The 19,417-nt window shown below is 53.6% G+C and carries 18 protein-coding genes and 1 pseudogene; 4 read left to right on the top strand and 15 right to left on the bottom strand.

Annotated features, from left to right (window positions below):
* Nucleotides 1-1,236, bottom strand: coding sequence for a Zn-dependent hydrolase (locus tag LJF34_RS16320; RefSeq protein ID WP_231186367.1), 1,236 nt, complete (start codon nt 1,234-1,236; stop codon nt 1-3).
* A 165-nt stretch (nt 1,237-1,401) separates the two neighbouring features.
* Between LJF34_RS16320 and LJF34_RS16315 the strand changes: the two genes are divergently transcribed.
* The gene (locus tag LJF34_RS16315) at nt 1,402-2,793 is read left to right on the top strand and encodes a cytosine permease (RefSeq protein ID WP_231186366.1); all 1,392 of its coding nucleotides are present in this window, start codon (nt 1,402-1,404) and stop codon (nt 2,791-2,793) included.
* On the opposite strand, the pseudogene LJF34_RS16310 reads toward LJF34_RS16315, so the two are convergent.
* Together LJF34_RS16310 and LJF34_RS16305 are read right to left on the bottom strand one after the other, a co-directional pair.
* Nucleotides 2,791-2,982 (bottom strand): annotated as a pseudogene (locus tag LJF34_RS16310) (hypothetical protein); the annotation flags it as partial. The gene LJF34_RS16315 and the pseudogene LJF34_RS16310 overlap by 3 nt on opposite strands.
* A 129-nt stretch (nt 2,983-3,111) precedes the next feature.
* Complete coding sequence (locus LJF34_RS16305; protein WP_231186365.1) at nt 3,112-3,549, bottom strand: SWIM zinc finger family protein; 438 nt, start codon at nt 3,547-3,549, stop codon at nt 3,112-3,114.
* Nucleotides 3,550-4,038: 489 nt separating this feature from the next.
* Between LJF34_RS16305 and LJF34_RS16300 the strand changes: the two genes are divergently transcribed.
* Nucleotides 4,039-5,793: an alkaline phosphatase D family protein gene (locus tag LJF34_RS16300; protein ID WP_231186364.1), complete on the top strand. Its 1,755-nt coding sequence runs from the start codon at nt 4,039-4,041 to the stop codon at nt 5,791-5,793.
* A gap of 790 nt (nt 5,794-6,583) precedes the next feature.
* Here LJF34_RS16300 and LJF34_RS16295 read toward each other — a convergent pair.
* The 7 genes from LJF34_RS16295 to LJF34_RS16265 all read right to left on the bottom strand — a co-directional run bounded on the left by LJF34_RS16295 (nt 6,584) and on the right by LJF34_RS16265 (nt 13,378).
* On the bottom strand, nt 6,584-6,955 hold the full coding sequence (locus LJF34_RS16295) for a hypothetical protein (protein WP_231186363.1): 372 nt from the start codon (nt 6,953-6,955) through the stop codon (nt 6,584-6,586).
* Nucleotides 6,956-8,412: 1,457 nt separating this feature from the next.
* Nucleotides 8,413-9,390, bottom strand: a complete 978-nt coding sequence (locus LJF34_RS16290) for a glycosyltransferase (RefSeq protein WP_231186362.1) — start codon at nt 9,388-9,390, stop codon at nt 8,413-8,415.
* Between the two features lie 1,136 nt (nt 9,391-10,526).
* Nucleotides 10,527-10,763, bottom strand: coding sequence for a hypothetical protein (locus LJF34_RS16285; protein WP_231186361.1), 237 nt, complete (start codon nt 10,761-10,763; stop codon nt 10,527-10,529).
* Nucleotides 10,764-10,892: 129 nt separating this feature from the next.
* On the bottom strand, nt 10,893-11,291 hold the full coding sequence (locus LJF34_RS16280) for a PIN domain-containing protein (protein ID WP_231186360.1): 399 nt from the start codon (nt 11,289-11,291) through the stop codon (nt 10,893-10,895).
* A complete protein-coding gene (locus LJF34_RS16275; RefSeq protein ID WP_231186359.1) occupies nt 11,288-11,431 on the bottom strand; it encodes a hypothetical protein in 144 nt (47 codons plus the stop codon). Before LJF34_RS16275 ends, LJF34_RS16280 begins: the two co-directional genes overlap by 4 nt.
* A 309-nt stretch (nt 11,432-11,740) precedes the next feature.
* Nucleotides 11,741-12,652, bottom strand: coding sequence for a hypothetical protein (locus LJF34_RS16270; protein ID WP_231186358.1), 912 nt, complete (start codon nt 12,650-12,652; stop codon nt 11,741-11,743).
* A 381-nt stretch (nt 12,653-13,033) separates the two neighbouring features.
* Complete coding sequence (locus LJF34_RS16265; protein ID WP_231186357.1) at nt 13,034-13,378, bottom strand: hypothetical protein; 345 nt, start codon at nt 13,376-13,378, stop codon at nt 13,034-13,036.
* 354 nt (nt 13,379-13,732) lie between these two features.
* On the opposite strand from LJF34_RS16265, the gene LJF34_RS16260 reads away from it, so the two are divergent.
* On the top strand, nt 13,733-13,978 hold the full coding sequence (locus LJF34_RS16260) for a MarR family transcriptional regulator (protein ID WP_231186356.1): 246 nt from the start codon (nt 13,733-13,735) through the stop codon (nt 13,976-13,978).
* Between the two features lie 288 nt (nt 13,979-14,266).
* Here LJF34_RS16260 and LJF34_RS16255 read toward each other — a convergent pair whose 3' ends face one another.
* Nucleotides 14,267-15,127 carry a DNA-binding protein gene (locus LJF34_RS16255; protein WP_231186355.1) on the bottom strand — a complete coding sequence of 287 codons (861 nt, stop codon included), beginning with the start codon at nt 15,125-15,127 and terminating at the stop codon, nt 14,267-14,269.
* 336 nt (nt 15,128-15,463) lie between these two features.
* On the opposite strand from LJF34_RS16255, the gene LJF34_RS16250 reads away from it, so the two are divergent.
* Nucleotides 15,464-15,613 carry a hypothetical protein gene (locus tag LJF34_RS16250; RefSeq protein ID WP_231186354.1) on the top strand — a complete coding sequence of 50 codons (150 nt, stop codon included), beginning with the start codon at nt 15,464-15,466 and terminating at the stop codon, nt 15,611-15,613.
* 335 nt (nt 15,614-15,948) lie between these two features.
* Here the strand turns inward: LJF34_RS16250 and LJF34_RS16245 are convergent, their stop codons facing one another.
* From LJF34_RS16245 to LJF34_RS16230, 4 genes are all read right to left on the bottom strand, one after another.
* Nucleotides 15,949-17,163, bottom strand: coding sequence for a transposase (locus tag LJF34_RS16245; protein ID WP_231186353.1), 1,215 nt, complete (start codon nt 17,161-17,163; stop codon nt 15,949-15,951).
* A gap of 83 nt (nt 17,164-17,246) precedes the next feature.
* Nucleotides 17,247-17,423, bottom strand: a complete 177-nt coding sequence (locus tag LJF34_RS16240) for a hypothetical protein (RefSeq protein ID WP_231186352.1) — start codon at nt 17,421-17,423, stop codon at nt 17,247-17,249.
* A gap of 342 nt (nt 17,424-17,765) precedes the next feature.
* Complete coding sequence (locus tag LJF34_RS16235; protein ID WP_231186351.1) at nt 17,766-18,764, bottom strand: hypothetical protein; 999 nt, start codon at nt 18,762-18,764, stop codon at nt 17,766-17,768.
* A gap of 117 nt (nt 18,765-18,881) precedes the next feature.
* Nucleotides 18,882-19,151 carry a hypothetical protein gene (locus LJF34_RS16230; protein WP_231186350.1) on the bottom strand — a complete coding sequence of 90 codons (270 nt, stop codon included), beginning with the start codon at nt 19,149-19,151 and terminating at the stop codon, nt 18,882-18,884.
* Between the last annotated feature and the right edge of the window lie 266 nt (nt 19,152-19,417).

The raw sequence follows: 19,417 nt of genomic DNA, 5'->3' as shown, positions 1-19,417 counted from the left end.
TTAGTCCTCCATTACGAGTTCGAATGCAGCGTTCGCGAACGTGTTTGCCGCCATGTAGCAGTCATCCCAGCTCGTATACTCCTCCTCGGAGTGGCTTTTTCCATTTTCACTGACTGCAAATACCATCGACGTGTCCATGACATCGGCGACGTGTGTGGCATCGTGGCCAGCTCCGCTGAAAATCCGCATTGCGTCGTATCCCAAGTTTTCCGTGGCGTTTTCGACTGCTGTGATGTTTCTCTCGGCGAAATCGACGGATGAGGCACGCATGCGTTCTTCCCATTCCCAGTCGAGCCCTTCTCGTTCCGCCGCCCTCTCCGCCTCAGCAAGAACGCAGTCGAAGGCGTCTTCGACGATCTCATCACTTGGATCACGAAAGCCCCAAGTAAACGTCACCTCACTAGGGATGATGTTGATCGAGTTCGGTTGAACGTCTATAAAACCGGTCGAGCCGACGGTTCGTTCCCCGAGCGAATTCGCTATTCGCCGAATTTGTGTGATTACGTCTGTCGCCCCAATGAGTGCATCGCTGCGATAATGCATAGGAGTGGGGCCTGTGTGATCGGCCTCACCATAATAGGTAATGGCACCCCAGGTGAATCCGACGATACCCGTAACGATTCCGACGTCCATGTCGTTTTCTTCTAGATAGGGTCCCTGTTCGATGTGGAGCTCAAAGTAGCCGTCGTAGTTCTCCGTCGGAGCTGCAGGTACATCTCCTTTGTATCCGATTCGTTCCAATTCATCCTCGAATCGATTCCCATCTTCGTCCGTTTTGTCGTATTCTTCCTCGATATCGTGGTTACTGGCCCACACGCCACTCCCTTGCATCGCAGGTTGATACCGTGACCCTTCCTCGTTCGTCCAGTTGACGATCTCGACTGGATGTTCGGTTTCTATTTCCTCGTCATTGAGAGTACGGATGAACTCGAGGGCAGCAATGACACCAAGTGCACCATCGTATATCCCTCCGTAAGGTTGTGAGTCGAGGTGTGACCCGAGTAGAATAGTCCCCTTTTCGGGATCACGACCTTCCCTTCGGCCGAACATGTTTCCGAACTCGTCGATACGAATGTCGAGCCCCTCGACATCCATCTGCTCGTAAAACCAGTCTCGAATTTCTCGGTCGTCGTCAGAAAGGGTCAAACGATGAAGTCCACCGTTTTCAGTTGCACCGATTTCGGCTTGGTTTTTCATCGTATCTACAAACCGTTTCCGGTTTATCTCGATGGGCATACCAACGATGGCGATGTAAATACTATTAAGTCTTTTCCCGGTAATTAGGAGGATTATACTAATATTGAACCAGTATAATTTACAATGTCCTAATCTAGGACAAAAGTTTAAATAGGTGTATGCAATGCCATGGAGTATGATATCACGAGAAACGGTGATTAATCCATGAGTAAGGACCCACAAGACAATATTGGCGATACGACGGAGCTTGAGGGATTAAGTCCAATTCCACGGGAAGAACGGACGATGGGTCTCTCCCATTATATTCCTGTCTGGTGGTCTTCGTTGATTATCGTTCAAGCCTTCGCTGTCGCGTTTTTCGCGGTCTATCCGCACGGAAATTTGAATCTTGTTCAAGCAGGTGTCGCGATCGGGATCGGGACGATCATCGCAACAATATTTTTCATTCTGAACGGGTTCCCCGGCTACGAAGAAGGAATTCCGTTTGCAGTACAGACACGGTCCGCATTCGGCATTCGAGGAGCAGTCATCCCAAACTATCTCAGAATTATCCCTGCCATCGGGTGGCTTGGTATCGGCAACTGGATCGGGGCACTCGCGATTCAAACGATAACGACGACGTTGTGGGGTTTTGGAAACGTCTGGGTGTACTTCGTACTGTTCGTTCTTCTGAACGTTGGTCTCGCACTCAATGGGATCACATCGATCAAGTGGTTCGATTCGATCGCCGCCGGGATTCTAGGGCTGTTGCTGGCGTATACCGTGTATCTCGTTTTAACGACACAGCAAATACCGAGCGACGTCATCAACTATTCTGGATCATGGGGAAGTCAGTTCTACGCGACGATTTCGGCAGCAGTCGGGTTCATCATTACTGGTGCCCTCAATGCTTCGGACCTCAGCCGTCATCTCAAGGAAAAAGGAGGTGCTCGTAACCAGGTATTGGGTCACGCCTTTGGTATCGCACCACCGATGATGTTCATGCTGCTGGTGGGGCTTGTCTTTGGTGTCTCGACTGGAAATGCAAACCCAATTGAGGCGATAATGATCGTCGCCCCTAATCCCCTCGTCGGTAGTGCAATGTTACTGTTCGTGTTGGGAGCACAGATATCCACGAATCTCACCCTTAACATTCTCCCACCCACTCACGTTTTCCAAGATTCACTTGGTATCTCGTGGCGGCAAGGAGTCGTTCTCACGAGTGCGCTTTCGGTAGTTTCCTTCCCATGGTATCTTTTTTCGAGCAATATTTTCTACACATTCATCAATGCATATTCCGTCTTCCTCGGTCCGGCACTCGGGATTCTGATCGCAGACTACTGGATCATCAGAAAACGCGATACCGATATCACATCCCTTTACACGGTTAATACCAACTCCAAGTTCTGGTTCATTCATGGCTTCTCGATATCCGCACTCGTGAGCCTTCTGCTGGGAGCAGCGGTGAGTGTTCCATTCCTCGACATCTCGTGGATGATTGGATTGCCAATCGGATTTATCTGCTATAGCGGTCTGAAACGATTCGAATTTGACCGGTTTCTAACCGATACCGTCGCAGGCGCTGACCAGAACTCCACTGAAAGTGGTAACGATTGACTTCGGAAGTTCGCCCCACCGAGCCTTCCCGGCGACGGACGACCGCTCGTCATCGAATATCACGTAGTAGTCAAAGATGGCAGCAGTGTCAGGCCCCGCTCCAACAAGCCGGTCGAATGCTGCTTTTGCGCATGCAAGCGCAGTGTCTTCAGTCGATGCTTCTACGAGTGCGTAAATTACCTGGTGCATATCGGTCACCTCGCCGACGCATTGATTCGACACAACTCTATCACACAACACTTCATCTATGCGCCGGCACCCATCGCCGGCGCCAATAAAATCCTCCTGCAAGAAGCGCAGATTCACACGTGATTCGTCCTACTCTGCCGGGAGATCTCGACGCCCGGATCGTACACAAGGCCAACACGGAAAGCCACCAAGCCCATCACAGTCACAGTCAGCTGGTTGGTCTGTGTCGCTATCGTTTTCATGAGTTTCAGCTTCCTTCTCGATCTGTGTCCCACCGTCTGCGACGAGGGAATGGTCTGTTGCTGCCTGCAGGAGTGGCGTTCGAATCGCAACGCCAACCCGATGTTTGCATGCCCCATCATAGCGGTCGTCCGCAGGACACTCACAGGCAATCGGTATTCCATTGTGAACAGTGACGAGATATTCATGATCGGCTGGTTTTGCGTGACTCGTATTCCGAACGAGGACACCCCTCGTTGTGAGTGAAAATTCGAGGGCTTCGTACTGAGCGCGCTTTGCAACTCGGTTCGTGAACGTCAGCTGGGATAGGACGTTGGTATTGGGCATACTCGCTACACGAGGCATGCAGTGTGCCCCGCACCCCTCAGGGGCACAAAATACTCTCCTAACGCTTCAGAATGAAATCTCTCGTAGCAAGGATTGCCAAGAAAACAGGTTGGTCAATGGATCGGTAGGTAGCGATTCCGTTGTGGTCGCATTCCGGACACCGGGTAGTTAGTTCGCTCGGTACGTCTTCATCGAAGCTCGTTGCATAGCTGTCGCTGGGTATCATACCACTACTTATCGAGGCGCTCTTTCTGGAACGATCCTACCCTTTGAGGAGCGAAAAACTCCCTGCGGTATCGCTGCTCATGCGTACCGGAAAATTGGAGCACACTCACGTCCACATTTGATCTCAGCCATAGAATCATCATGCTAGCCAATGATTTACGATGCTTGAGTCATGCAACCTCGGTTTGGGGAGAATGTCACCGAAAGTGATTGAAAGGGGCAATAACCGCAACGGCGAAATCACTCGGTTACAAAACGGAAGCCATGCCTGACGGATTCGGTCTGAATGGACGGGATAAGCCGTCCCGTGGGGAAGATGACCATTCAAAACTACTCTCCGAACTTGACTCACACGATCTAGCAGTGGCAACCAACCCTACTGACGCCGGTAACGGGGCCGAATTCGAGTTTGACTCCCAAGCTGATCCGACTGAAACGTTCCCACAGTCCGTGGCGAGCGGTGGACCGACCCCGACAGGCGTAATATTATGGACACGTATCGCCCCCGATGTGTTTACTGCCAGGGAACCGCTCGCCGTGCAGGTTGCACACGACGAGAGTATGGAGGACGTCGTCTACAGCGGGCTGATTACAGATTCAGTGGGGATTCGAGCCCACGATTACACGGTGAAGGTGGATCTCAACGGGTATCTCGATCCGGATCGCGAGTACTATTACCGATTCATCTACCGTGACGTCGCCTCCCGAATCGGCCGGTGTCGGACGCTGCCACATTCCGACGACTCGCCAGAGTCAGTACGGGTTGCAGTACTTGCCTGTCAGAACTTCCTCAACGGCTACTTTCCCGCATACCACCATATTGCCTCGGAGGACGTGGACTTTCTCATTCACGTCGGCGATTTTATCTACGAGTCTGGTTCGGGCGATTTCAAAGGCCTTGGATCCCACGACTATCCCAATCGCGAGAAGTCGCTGCCGAGTGGCAATGACCGTGTCTGGAATCTCGAGGACTATCGATATTTGTACCGAACATATCGCAACGACCAGTTCCTGCAGGAGGCATTGGAGTCACACACGCTTATCGCCGGTTGGGACGACCATGAGATGATCAACGATCTCTACTGGGACAAGGAGACTGATGCACCTGCCGGTGATCATCCACGTGGTGACGATCCGGCGTTCATGACCAAGCTCATCGCCGACGCGATGCACGCGTGGTGGGAGTTCATGCCTGCCCGCGTTAAGTACGACCCAAACGGCGAGAACCTTCAAGAACGGTTTCAACTCTGGCGGTCATTCAAGTTTGGAGATCTCATGACGCTAATCTTGACCGACGAGCGGCTCTTTCGGGATCCTCCGCGCGAGGCCATCCCTACGGTCGATAATGTCGGCCCACACCGCGAACCCCCGGGAAGAACCATGCTCGGCACCGAGCAGCGCGAGTGGCTTGTCGACACAATTACCGGATCTGAGACGACGTGGACGGTGTGGGCTGACGAGGTGCTAACCGTCCCATTCCGGTTCGGGTCTGGACCGCTCTCGATCTACCCGGTTCAAGGTGGGTGGGACGGATACACCCGCGAACGTATGCGTATCATGGAAAGGGTTGCCGCTGCGGACGTGGACAATTTCATCACGCTCACCGGCGATCTCCATTGTTATGTCGCTGCGTATCAGCAGACCTCCTATCCTGGTCGCATCACGGGTGGCGAGGGCGTCGCCCAAGGCGAACGCTGTGGCATCGAGTTCATGACTCCCGCCCTTACCTCGCTCAATGTTGCCGAGGCGCTTCACCTGACCCGCGGATGGCGAAACAAGATCACCGAACCGTTGCTTTCGTGGCTTATTCCAGCAATGAATCCACATATCGAATTCTTCGACAGCCACAACTGGGGCTACTCTATCGTCGAATTCACTCGCGATGACTGTACGTACGTCGGCTACGCTGTCGACAAGACCGTGAACTCGCCGGACGCAGATCGAACCGTCGTCGCGGCCTACCGCGTTCCGGAAGGGGTAGTACACCTCGAAGATGTGACCGATGAATACCGTAGTTAAGCGTGTTTTCATTCCAGTGGAAGAGATCCCATCACCACTAGTCGCCCCCTCTCATAATCTTCTGAGTGGTTTCACTGGACATGCCATCTCCACGAGCACACAGTGTGCCCCGTACCTCTCGGGGGCAACAAAAACACGTTCTCGACGTTGCAGCACGGGATTTCTCGTAGCAAGGGTAGAAAGGAAATTAGGTCGGTTAGTCGAATCGGTAAATCGCAATCCCATCGTGATCGCATTCCGGACACTCGTTCGTTTCGACCTCGACCGTGGTTCCACACTGACGGCACTCAGCGATAATGGTGCTGCGCGATCGACTAGTGAGCTGCATCAGGAGGTCTTTCATGCGAACTCCAGCCTGTGATTGGTCTGTTGGTCGTCGATGACGAGCCTACAGTTCTCACAGACTGTTTCAATCACGTTGGTAGTGACCAGGCCGCCACATCTGGGACACTGGTTGGTTAGTTCGCTCGGTACGTCTTCATCGAAGCCGGTCGCGTAGCTGTTGCTGCGTATCATCGAAATCACTCTTTGTCGGACGCTTGTAGTGGAACGCCCCGCACCTTTCAGGGGCGAAAAAATTCCCTGCGGTCAGGTCACACTATCAATTAACAAGCACGTTTAACACGATTCACCGCCGATATCTTGTGTCTGTAGTTAGTATATTATACTAACTCAGTCCCGTTCGATACCTTGCCCGTCGAGAACTGGACTTTCGCGATTTGCTGGTCGTACGGTTTTCCACAGAGGGGACACTCATCCGTATCTGGTGTCGGTCTTGGCATAGCATGGTCTAGTTGGCTTCGGCAAGGATGGGTTTGACGGCGCTCGTCACCTCCTCAAATTGCGTCATCGTCAACGAATCAGTCGTGAGATACAGTCCGGCGTGATCGGTGATCACACGCACGAGATAGCCATTGTCGAAGTCTCTGAGTGTGAAGTTGTATTCACCGAGTTCCGACCAGTTGTACGTCCGCTGGAGATTGAACCCTCTGCGCTCGGTCTCAATGAAGCCAAGTTTGTCTCCGCGTTCAAGTTCGTCGCGGAGATAGAGGTGTTCAGCCTCGTCTGGAGTAAAGTACGTGAGACTGCGTAGCTCATCGCCGATTTGTGTACGGCACGCCCGAATCAACTTCTCGGTCGTAGCATCAGCAAGCGTGCTCATGTGTGACGGTAGCCACTTGCGCTGAAAATATGTTTTGGCAGGGGACTCTTCATTTATCATTTCAACACGGAAACCTTGCCCTTCAGAGGAGGGAGAATGTCAAGGCGGTCGCTTTTAATCATCGGTAGAATGGAGCTCTGGCGGTGTGTCCGGAACTGTGTTCTGTGTATACCAATAGTGGGTAGCCGACAGTATCCCGAAAGCCGTTAGAATCCCGAGGATCGCTACAAACCAGGATAGAATGGCTACTGGATAGAAATGTATCCAGATTCCCGTGATAAGGAGCACACTCCCCAGTGCGAGTCCACGATAATAGCGATCCCATGGGAGCATTGGTCTGGTGAACATATTCAGATAGTCGTCAAACACTCGTATGCGGCTCGTCGGCCGTATTTTCCCGGATTCTGGGTCGTAGTCGATGATTCCAGCATCGGCGAGTGCCGGAATATGGGTCTGGTACAGAGAAATATAGACTCGTTTTCGCTGTTCGCTAAGGAGATCTGTTGGCGATGTATTGTATTCCCATGCCGCGACATGGTCGGTTATATCAGCAAAGTCAACAGTGCAATTTTCTCGTCGTAGGTAGTGAACTGCATATCGCCGTCGCATGCTCTGCAACACCTCGAACACTTGATCGCGTGATAGTTCAGTTCGATTCATTGAATCGTTCATGCGTTCAGTGAATGCCTTCATGTCACTATCATTGATGGGCCGCGATCGGATCTAATGCTACGAGAATCATCATTCTACAGTCTACTCTCTCTTCTTCGGCATTGTTATCTAGCTGCTGTTTGTGGTTAGCAGACCTATACGGCCGATATCAGGTGGTGTAGAATTATCACTCCTTGTCGAGAGAATGTTTGAACAGTAGTTGTAGTACGGCTGCTTGCGTTTGTTACTCGTATTCTATTCAGTGATGAGGGAATTCACCGACTGAAGGGTCTTGGTTCCGCTTCGAAGGAACTCCCTGTTCGAGCTAATGAAGTGTCTATTTCCAATCAGGAACCCGAATTGGTGATTCTGTGACTATCAGCGACTAGGTTGTTTGATTTTGGAGCTATCATTTGCATTCTCGTTTGTAGACTCATCCTATAGAACCGGTGGCGAAGCTACGACGCACTAGATGCCGATTACAACATCACAAAAAAGGAATTCACCGACGTCGTTTTGTTATGGATTGTACTTCCTGTTGGAACACGAGCCAAAAAACGTACGAGATCATACTGGCAATCAGAAACCTAGTAGACGGGGGAAGTGATTGAGATGGCTGGACGAATCAAACGCATTGCACGGGGAACCGACAGCATCACCAACGCGGTCTGGGATGATTCTGGGATATTCATGTAACTCATTGTATTAGTGGTTCTGATAGTGACGGCTGCTGCAACCCCTGTTATTCCGATTGCAATCATTGCCCGATACATCGCGAACCGGTAACCACCCGGTGTCTAGGTGATTTATGGCGGCGGCTGGGCCTGATGGACATCTGACGAGCTGACATGAGATGTCGAGAGTACGGTTTCGTAGACCTGTTGGAGACGGTCGCCCATTTGTGAACGGCTCACAGCGTGAGCAGCGTGTCGTCCGTTCGATTCTCGAGGGGTGGCCAACACATTGACGAGCCCATTCACAAGCTCAGTATCCGTCGTACCGACGTATGAGGGTGATACGCCAGTTATACGGTCACGTATGTCGCCAACATCTACCGCGACGATCGGAAGATTGCAGGCAAGGGCTTCTTTCACTGAATTTGGCGACCCCTCCCAGCGTGAGGTGACGAGGAGGACATCCGCTGCATTCATGTGCAACGGCATCCGAGCGTGAGGTTCTCCAGAAATCGTGTGGAGGGTGATCGGTCTGTTAAGACGATCGCGTGCAGCGTCCACGATTCGCTTGGCACGTGGATAATTTTTCACTGTATGCGAGGGTGAGTAGGGAAAAAAGACGTGCAAATGGGTTGGATCCCAGCCAACTGCCGCTTGAGCATCGGGTTGTGGTATCGGCCGAAACTGCTCGGTATCAACGCCATGCGGAACAACATAGCAATCTTGGTCGAGTTCGTCTGCCATTGCGGTGGACATAACGATGACGGCGTCACACCGGCGTGCACAGAGCTTACTCAGCCAGCCATAGGAACCGAACAGATCCGACCCCCACAGTGAAAGAACGACTGGAAGGTGTGATTGAGCAAGTGCGAACGGAGCTGTCAACCCATAGTTGGCGTGGAGGAGGTCGTATGATCCAGACGATTCCCTGAGGACTTGGGGCAAATATCGGAGATAATTTGCTACTGAGCGGCTTTCTCCTGTGTTTTCATGCGTATGGCTACCTGGTGGCGTGAGTGTTGTACATTGGATCCCATTTGCCTCAAGGGCACGAATCTGATGGCTGTAAAAACTATCGTTTGCACCTGTCACTAACTGCAAGACCTTCATTTACAGTCGGAATCCCTTATTTTGTGGGCGTGATCTATAAGTGACTCAGCCATAGTTGCCATACTTCGTCTAGGTGTTTTGTTCTGTCTCCCTTAGCACTGCTAGCGTGAGTATACTCTCTAAGCCCCGTCATGCCTTTTCTCATCCCTCTCAGGTATGCTTGCCAAACCGAGAGCTGCCTGCTGCTTTCTTATTGTCTCTCGAACTCTCTGCATAACTAGAGTCGGCGCAGTTGAGTACTGCGTGTTTACTAGCTCCGTTCAAGACTCTTCACCGCCCACATCCGAGACACAGTCGGTTGCCTTCGCAAACCATCTGATGGTTGGTTATGACGAGGATACTGTCGCCGTTGGGCTGTCGTAAATCGAAAATCGAGCGGAATCGAGAGAGTATCTTAAATTTGGGTTGCAGCCATTCTGTTGAGTAGGACTCCTGAGTGCGATCACTTAATCGCCTCAAAATCTGCACTCAGGTTATGTAACGAGGATACGCTAATCGCCGGCTTCAGATTCGCCACTCTCACCGAAATGCTCCATGACTTGTGCCAGATTGTCAAGTACACGGTCAAGCTGGTGCAGCAGATCCGCAATAGTATCAAGCCACCCCTGCAAACTCATCGGCTGTTCTGTCTGAAGGGATGCCTGAGTACTGGGTGCCCCAACAGCAGGTGTGACTGCCGTACTGATGACACAGAGCATGAAGAGTGCCGTAAGGATTGTTCGGAACATGAGTACTCTACAGATAGATCACTCTGAGAGGAGCTTGTTAATCTTCAGGCCAATAGTTAGAATAATATCATAGAAGATGTGAGCTGGATACCCAATTAGCTCTGCACTTTGGCGAAGTGAGTTCTTGTGAGTATTTCTTGCTCATACCGTCCTCTTTCAGCCGGATCCACTCTGCGAGGTTGGTGACATCGGGATCGGTACGAGTTTCACCGCTCTCCTTTGACCAGAGCGAACAGTGGCTTGCAGCATCCTGTTCGAGTCGCAGAATAGACGCACTCCACCGTACCCAACCGACTAGTACCACCATGTTTCACCGGCAGTGCGGTGTGAATCTCGTATGGTGGCTTGTTCCAAGAGGGAGTTCTGCAACCCCCCGTGATTACAACGCTATAATTAGTGTCCTCCGTTTCATTCCGCGTTCGCCTCATGGGCTCGCATCCATCCGGCTAAGTCGGGATGCACGAACCTAATCTCGATGTGATGGCCACCAACACCCATGGCGTCGTCCACACACAGCGTTCGAGATTCCTTGTCGGTCACACCGGGAACGTGCTCGAACATCTCTTCCATCACACGATAGCCGTCGTTTGTGTACGCACAGCCATAGTGCGTTGCGACTTCACGGTAGCCCAATCGTGCGACCATCACATCGTTTGTCTTGACGACGTTCTTTGCGTGCTCGAGAACATTCAGATATTTGTCCTCGACTTGCTGGTGCTTTTATTTGCGTTAAAACGAAGCAAACGCCAATGTTTACCGGTTCGATGACGTTATCTATGAACCGTCGATAATTTCTTCCGGTGAGCGCGCTCCTGCTTCAATGAGCTCCTTGTCGAACGAGACTAATGTCGTGTCTTGGCTCTCGGCACACGCCAAAATAAGACAGTCCATCGGATAGAGTAGAGTTTCCTGATGTCGTTTATTTGCAGCAAGTATATCGGATGCATCCGGAACGACAATTTCAACCTGGGATGTAACCCGTCGCTCCAATTCGGCCACACGCTCTTGTTTGAGCTGCTTCTTTTTGCCAAGAACACTCCGCAACTCCATCACATTCAGCAGCGAAGTGTAGAAGTCTGCCTCGTGGTTCAAGAAGTCAACTGCAACATCTCCTCGGTTCGGTTCATCTGTAAGTGCCGCAATGAAAATATTCGTATCGACAAAATACCTCATTCGCGTTCCCGTAGCTCCCGAACCGCAGCAACAGAATCCACGTCAAGCTCGCTTGCTTCGCCAGCAAGCGCGTCACCTAATCGCGCTTTTTCATCGGTGGTTTTCGTCAGATCCGTGAAGTCGCTCGCTAAGATACTCATTACATAGCCATTTGTGTGCCAGCCTAAGAAACCTTCCCCCACTGTTGCGAATCAGACGTAGCACTCAAGCAATCACGGGATTTCGGTGTCCCGCTCCGACCACAGACGCGGTGGCCGGTATCAGCTCTCCCCCTCCCGCTAGTTTCTAGCCGATAGACGCCGATAGACGCCGATACAACTACCATACTCACAAGTAGCCATACGGCGTCTGTCCCGAACTGTGTCAATTCGGGACGTCCATGACCGCGTTTGCGTTGGTGTTTGTGTTAGATTTGTGTCCCTCTCGGGCGTGTTTTCGTCCCGACCACGCTACTCTCCGGCAACCCCGTCTGTGGTCGGACCGTCGTCCGTAGTTTTGCTGTTCACTTCACCGGGAAGCTCGACATCGGCCTTGAGGACGAGACGAGTCTCTTGGTAGCTCAGTCCGTCCTTCGATCGTTGACGCTTGATTTTCCCGAGCCGTCCGTGCGAGAGTTCATGCATCGCGTCTATCGTCCGCCGGGCAAGTTCTTGCGAGTATTTCTTGCTCACACCGGACTCTTTCAGGCGAATCCAATCAGCCAGCTCTGACGCATCAAGGTAGGCTCGGATCTCTCCACTGCCCGTCGACCAGAGTGAATAGCGACCGGCCTCATCGCGCTCGCGCCATACCTTCCCCGCGAGTTCGTCGGGCTTGCGATTCGTTACCGACGCCAGCATCTCGTCATCATAGCGAGCCAGCCGCTGGATCGGTAAGAGATCGGCTGTCGAATGCGCGACTGCACCACCACGACCGAGCGCGTCTTCCTCACCAGGGAGTCGAAAGTAGGTGTTGCCGTCGTCTTTGGTGATGCGTTCGAGTCTGTTCCCCGCAACGATGATCCGGTCTTCGTCGACGTTCTTGGCGAGTAAGTGGGCACCTTTCTCGAACTCACGGGCTTGGAGTTCATCGATCCGTTCGTCGCAAGTCTCTGCTTTGCGGGTAATGGCCGTCCGATGGGCTTTTGCGTCGTCTACTTTGTTGGCTAAATCTTCTACTCGCTCTTCAAGTTCCTCAATCCGGGTATCTTTCTGTTCGAGGTCGGCATGGAGATCTTTGATCTGTTCGTCTTTCTTGGCCACGTCTGCTTCGAAGTTGTCGATGCGGTCAGTCAGCGTCTGGACATGATCAATGAGGTCGCTGACCGATGGGTTGTCGCCATCGAGACTCCTGGATGCTCCGGAAACAGTGGTGTTACTCATTGGCACGCACCTCCGTTTTGGTCATAGTGTCGTCTGCTGACGTTGAGAGCCGAGGAAAATGAGCGATGGTGGTAAGTGACCCGAGACAGCGGACAGTCGTGTCACTGTGAGTGTGGGTATACTCGATAACAGTCATGGGAGCGTCGGACTGGAAAGCCGTACAATGGTAGGTCGCGTGCTGTGCAGTCGTATTCGGTGGCGCCGTCAAGACCAGCTGTGGTGTGTGGCTGGTCGATGGATGCGTCTCGCTCACTGTGAGCATCGTTCGGGGTTGTTTGGTCGTCGTGATGCGAACACGATCTCCTGCCGAGAGCTGGTGGGTGAGTGCGTTGGTGTCGCGTGGGGTCAACGGCCGCGGGACGATTGCACGCTGGGTGGTCGTCATTCCTGCTCACCTCCCGTTGGGGTGGCGATGTCCTGGATACGCACACCAGTACGGAGCCAGCTGTACCGCCCATTTGGTGTTCGCCCATAGCGATCGAGGGTAGTCTCAGTGTGCTCGATCTCGTCGTAGTAGCGGTACTGCAATCGATAGCGGTCATTGCAGGCAGTGACAACGTACAGAATGTGCTCACCCGGTTCGGGGCCACGACAGGTGAGTTCTGGTTCGCGGTGGTCGCACTGATAGACGACCCCCGTGAGTGTGCAGTTCGTGGTGGTGATCTGGATGCAATCGGTTGGTTCGAGACTGAGAATCGTCTCTGTCTGTGAGGAGTCGTTAGTCATTGAACCTCACCCCTCCGTGGGTGTGAAAAACATGGCTTTGTCTGCCGGTGGATGATGGTTGGCGGGTGCTGCGGCTCTCGGACGGGACATTTTTGTCCCATGTTCTCGAATACGTACATGGCCTCTCGGTAGAGAGCCAACTCGGATTCGTGTTCACGGCACGAATCCACTACGTTCCTTTCAGACGCAGTGTATTCCGAGTGAGCTCTTGGTGTATCCTTGTTACTCTATCCTAATAAAATTGTAGCTCATATAGGCTACTACAGTAGCTTTTATAGATGGCTATTTTCTATTATCGACGCGACTAAACGTGCTACCAGAATTAACGCGGATATGCGTCCGCGGGTCTCATGGATGACGAACGCTGACGATACTATCCTCGAGTTTTTCGAGGAACATGCTATCGCCCTTCCCCCTGCAGCTGTCGCCTATAACATCGACTTCTCCTACTCTCATGTCCGCAACCGGATGCGAACACTCGCCGACCATGGCCTTCTACTGAAGGTTGATGAAGAAAAGGGCTACTACGGAATCACTGATCAGGGAATCGCATACCTTGCTGGTGAACTCGAAGCTAAGGAATTAGAGTCGGGCTCATAACAGTTAGTTGTTGTCTTCCACTTTTTCGAGGGTAGAAACACCAAACGTTGGATACGGTGGAAACGGATCAATAGTTCTGATTTGTAGGGCTTGGCTTCGGACCAGGTTGCCGCGGGTTCAAATCCTGCAGCGCTCATCATTCTGCTCTATCATTCGAATCCAATAGACCAGCGTACTGTCCTTAGGTCGTGGCTGCGCGCGCAGCGTAGCGAGCACGGAGCGGAGGGTGGGGCGGCGGGGCTTGGGTCGGTTCGGCACGTAGCAAAAAAAGAAGATCGCATTAGCTGGCTATACGTCCCACCACCGATCGCGCTCAGGGAAATGCAGGGTCGACCAACCAGTGACCGCCACCGAAACCCGCCCCTCGTACCAGTTCTTTGCGACTGACCGCAACTGCACCGTCTCACCCTCTCGAACCATCGTCTTCTGCGATGCTCGCCACACGGTGAATTTGATACGACCACTGTCGTCTTCGATCAGTCCAACCTGTTGGATCTTTGGACTCCCAGGAGTCCACAGCTGGGTAACTTGCCCCTCAATGCTTACTTCCTTCCGATTCACGTCCTGCACATCCGCGATCGGAATCACCTGCCCGGGAGCCGTCCGCAATTCTTCGTACACACCCACAACCGCACTCATCACACCTGTCCCACCCACGACGCGTTCAGCTAACCGCCGACTGATCGCTGCTCGTGACCACCCATCAAGCTTTTCCGCTAACCGCATCGCCTGCTTGTTCACTGCCGCCAACTCCTCCTGAGCTAACTCCTCACGAGGATCTTCTCGTTCTGGGTCACACCACGGATCCACGCTTGCCGCTCGCTCCTGGAACGCACAACGCCGCTCTCGACTCACTGCTTTCGATGCTCGCTGACACTGCACTTCCCGTTTCGAATCCTGTGTCCGATCCCACCGCTCACGCGTTCGTGTGATTTCCATCTCTCGTGCCACCAATCGCTCTTCTGCCGCTAACGTCAGTCCACGCCCAACCCCATCCGGATGATTTGTATCGACTTTCCCTTGGATCGTCTGCTCAACCGACGGCCGCAGCTCGGGTGTTTCCGCAACGACCTCGGATTGTCCCTCGTCACATTCAATCGCCTGTTCATCAACCGAAACTATTTGACCGATTGCGTGTTTACTACTCATTGGAATTTACCTACAATTCCGAAGGCGCGTCTCCTACCGCGTCTTTTCCGACACTCACTCCTACACGAGTCACATCTCTACACTGCACAACGCATCTGTCACCTACGCGCGCTCGCTTGCGCCTTCGCGAGCGTCCTCTGGGCGCGAAGCGAGCGCGCTATCGAAGGGACACGACCAGCACCGCGCGGCGACCCGCCCGACGCGAGTAGCCAGCGGGATATGCCCGCTCGTGTCCGGCCCGAACTGCGGGTTCGTGTCCAGGGCGACTGTCGCCCTGGAACGCGAAAGCCCGCGAGGGGCGCAACCGACGGGGATACCCGCTGGCGTCGAGGGCACATGCACTTTAGCCCGGCAGGAACCGCACCTACTGGAGCGGAAGCCCGCCCGGAATGGTCGGTCGCGAGCGACGCGGAGGGCGGAATGCGGCGAGCGGTACGTGCCGTCCGAACTCCATCTGATCGAGGAGTGCCCGCATACCCGGAGTGATATCCCACGTTCCGAGACGGAACGATATCCTCCACAGGAGGATGTGAACGGGTTTCGATCCAACTACGCCAGAAGCGTCAACCACGAGGGTTTCTCGCTTGGCTCCCAGTGGATCGTGGCACTATCACGAGTGTGCCCATCCCGCGACGAGTCACCGCCTCTCAGTTTTCAAGACAGGCTCTCTCATCGCAAGTCATTGCATTCCACGTGACCAAATCTTGCTGAACCAAGGGCCTACTTACGGCCGTAGGTAGACCACCCGGAGTGACAGCCTCACCGAGTCGGTGCCTCACACAGGAGGCGATACTGAGGTTTCAGGACTGTACTCGTGAGCGTCATCGCTGTGACGGGCTCTTTTCACGAGGTCCTGTGGTACTGTCACGGGTGCGGCCGTTCCGTAGCGTGTCATCGCTGTCCGGTTTCCAGGGACAGCTCTCACCCCACGGATCGAGGCGACCAGCGATGTTGGCCGCCGCGTTGATATCGGCCTGAAAAACAGACACCCAGCAGTCGTCGTTCGTACAGCGGAACTCCGTTTGCTTGGAACGGGTTCCAATCTCCCCGCACGCATGGCAGATCTGGGATGTGTAGGCTGGGTCGACGTACCGAACAGGAATCCCAGCGTCGGCTGCCTTGTCCGCGAGTCGCGTTTGCAACTGGTCGAAAGCCCACGCATGGAGTCGCCGATTCATCTGTGGGCCGAAGTCGAGGTCGTCTTGGATCGACGTCAACTGCTCTAGGACGAGTACTGGCTGATTGAACCCTGCGGCATACTCCACAGCGTTTCGCGTCGCCGTCTCGATCTCGTCCCGAAGCGCGTTCCGGAAGTATGCCGCCTGCTCGTCAATTCGCCACTCTGCGGCATCGCGTTCCTGCAGCCGTTGGAGTGTCGTCTGCAACGTCTGGTTGAGGTGGCGGGCTCTGCCACCATCCACGAGCAACGGATCGACTGGCCGCCCGTCCAGGAGCGCACAGCCGGTCAAGAGAATCGCCTCGCCGACGTCGAAGCCGACCGGCGTGCAGGTCTCGCAATCGACCTCGGATGTCGTTGTTGGGAGTTTGAGTGGAACGTGCAGTTCCCAGTGGGCCTGTCGTGGCCGGGTGATCAGCTGTAACTGCCCGGCAGTAGCCTCGCTGCCGAGTAACTGGAGCCACCACTCGCGTTGGTCTGGATTAATTGCGAGCGGAATCCAAAAGTTGGTGCCGCGGCCGGGTTGGGGGACTTCCCAGCAGAATGCGTGCGTCCGGTCGATGGAATGATCGAACACCGCCGCTCGGTTGGTGAACCGAATCGGTTGGGTCTCGCTGAGCTCTGCTGACCCGCTCTTGAGGAGGCCTGGAACATGGCGTTTCAACGCGTCCTTCGCTTGGTACGGGAGGTCGTAGGGCGTTACAATATCGTTGACTGCCGTCATCGTCGTTGCGTTGGCGTCGAACGCTTCACAGAGGGCTTCCCGATAGGTCGACTGCAGGTTCTGAAGCTTCTGCTCTTTATGGGTCGTCGGCTCGACGAGCGACGCAACGACCGTTCGGATTCGTTCGTCTGGCATGGTTGTCGAGGCACGTCTGCACTTCCGCGCGCCTCCGCCCATCGCGGGCGCAAAAAACAACGGCGAGTCGAACGGGATTCACATCACTGCTTGCTGTTGCCCCACATTCGTGGGACGTAGCCAAGGTCCTCGACGTCGTCCGCGTAGTCACGGAGGAGATTGACGAGGACGAGTTCGGGAACACCGGATGCTACCTGTTCGACTAACCACTCTTCGAGGTCGACCTCTGCTTGCTCGATCTCGTTGAGGTCAACCGACATTGATCGGGTTCACCTCACGTCTTTGGATACGCTGGTTCATTTTGCGTCACTGAAGTTGCGTCACAGGCCTGTTGAGACGCCTGCGCCCCTGACTGGCGAAAAACAACTCTCTATCGGCGAGATTGGAGTAAGGGGTTCTGTTGGTAATCTTCAAATTATGACAAGAACCTCGTGCTGAATATAGAGGGTGTGTTCAGCGATAGCTTATGATGTGCTATTGGTTCTCACTTCTGGTAGAATTCTCCGGCTGATCGGTCGTGGAACTTCAATGGTTCCAGCGTTCCAGCCTTACTGCCACGTTCACGTAGCCGAGACGCGATTACTGGATAACCTAACGCGTCTCTACGTTCGATGTAACTTCGCCTGACGCACCCTGTAACCGGTAGCGACCAACAGTCCAATGGCGACCAATGCAAAAAGTACGTTGCCAATCCACGCGAGTGTATCCTGTGGTCGAACGAGGAACGTCAGAAGAAAGCCAGCGAAGATATAGGTCGGCAGTGTCCCCGCCACTAACGCGAACTCGTGATGGATGTTCCACTCTCGCCGCCGTGAGAGACGGAGAAGGACGAGTGCTCCCGCGAGGAGTAGTACGGCACCGAAGAGGACTCCGGCCCAACTCTCCGGTCGTAGGAAGAACGCGTTTATCCACACGAGCGTACCCACACCTAGGACCCATGGCTTCGGCACCCATCCGTCGGCATCCTTCGGGCGTTTCTCGAACACGAAGGCGGTGACGATGAGCGCGAGCGCCACGATACCAGCGCCGAGCATCTGCGTAGGTGATGCAAGGAATCCCTCGGTGACCTGTAGGTCCTGAAATATGATCCAACAGCCAAAGAGATACAAGAGGCCAGTCAGGGCCAGGCCGACGTTGCCAAGCCATGGGGTTTTCCTTCTCTTCGGTGATAACATCTCGACAATTGCGATCGGGAGGCTGATACTCCAAATTGCGTGTCCGACGATAAAGGCCATCGCGTTGTAGGCGCTGATGCCGAGACTGGGGATGGGCGTGACTCCTGCGCTTGGTACGTTTGAAAAATTCTGATTGAAGAGTGACTGGTCCACTAGGCCCGCCTCGATGACGCCGTACGCCAAGGCCAGAAGCACTATCGTGGGCCAACCACGTCCCGTTCGGCGCGATATCTCTCGAATCAAGAGTGCACCGCCGCCATAGAGGGGCACCAGAAACGGGAGGGCGATGAGAATACTGAGCGGGATATTGCCGAGCAGATACTCCCCGACCCACGGCGCGAGAACGAGCAAACCGAACACCGGTACAAACCGGCGAAACCTCGCCCGGTTGAAAGCTGCGAGATTGTTCGTATTGTCGGCCTGCATTGTTATATCGGACGATGGAAAGGGAACCACAAAAAGCCTCCCTCAGTAAATGGCATCTCCTCCTCCGTCCGTGCTATGTTCAGTCACTCAGTCTATCGATGGACTTGTGTGCGAGAACTACGCTTCCTTCTTCCGATTGGAGATAATGAGAACGGTTGCGATCACCACGAAGGTGACGACCTGAATGAGAACCGCTCGGGGACTCAGACTCAGCAAGAATTCGACTGGGGTTCCTTTTACCAGCCGCTGATCAATCAGAGTTTCTGAAAAGTTGAAAACGACGTTGAACAGCAGATACGCCAATCGCGCAAGTAAGACGATGCCGATAATCGCGAATACCCATTCAACGACCGTTTCGACGCGTGCGTCGGACTCGTTTTTGCTCATTTGACTCGTAGTGGTCTTTCAGTGGGGATAGTTGTTGCTCCAGTCGACCACGTTCTCGCTGAGGTCACGCTTCATATAATCTACCGCCGTTTTAATTATAATATATTTGTTATTTTCGTACGTTGTAACAGAGAGTCCAGTTTCAACGGACTGCGAGCGCATGAGTGGTCAGTAATTGACTCACGTTCTATATCGAGCAATCCATCGTGCCACTTTTAATCGCTCGCTCGTGACCGACTTGGGCGCTGTATTCAGCACGGCTGTGA

The organism is Haladaptatus sp. DYF46 (assembly GCF_021083305.1).
Lineage (GTDB): Archaea > Halobacteriota > Halobacteria > Halobacteriales > Haladaptataceae > Haladaptatus.
The sequence above is the reverse complement of the archived record's forward strand: the minus strand, read 5'-3'. Positions and strand labels throughout refer to the sequence as shown.